1 protein-coding gene is annotated in these 372 nt (G+C 62.4%); it reads left to right on the plus strand.

Annotation, left to right across the window (positions count from 1 at the left end; translation table 11 throughout):
* On the plus strand, positions 1–372 hold a 372-nt coding region (locus JUI81_RS31675; protein WP_204125699.1), incomplete at both ends, for an immunoglobulin-like domain-containing protein.

Raw genomic sequence — 372 nt, forward strand, 5'->3', positions numbered from 1 at the left:
TTGACCAACCCGGCGCAGACGCCGGTCACCGTCACCCTGTCCAACGGTTCGACCATCACCATCGAAGCCGGAAAAACCACCGGTTCCGTAAATGTCGAAACCCCGGCCAATGACGTTTACAACAACGGCAGCACCGTCAGCACCACGATCACCGGTGCGACCGGCGGCAACTTCGAAAACCTCGTACCGAGCACCACGCCGGCCGTCACCACCATCACCGACTCGATCGACAACACCGGCCTGAGCCTCAGCGCCACCGGCACCGTCACTGAAGGCGGCCAGATCACCTACACCGCCACATTGACCAACCCGGCCGGCACGCCGATGACCGTGACCTTGAGCAATGGCTCGGTCATTACCATCGAAGCGGGC

It is taken from the genome of Pseudomonas sp. 008 (assembly GCF_016861935.1).
Lineage (GTDB): Bacteria > Pseudomonadota > Gammaproteobacteria > Pseudomonadales > Pseudomonadaceae > Aquipseudomonas.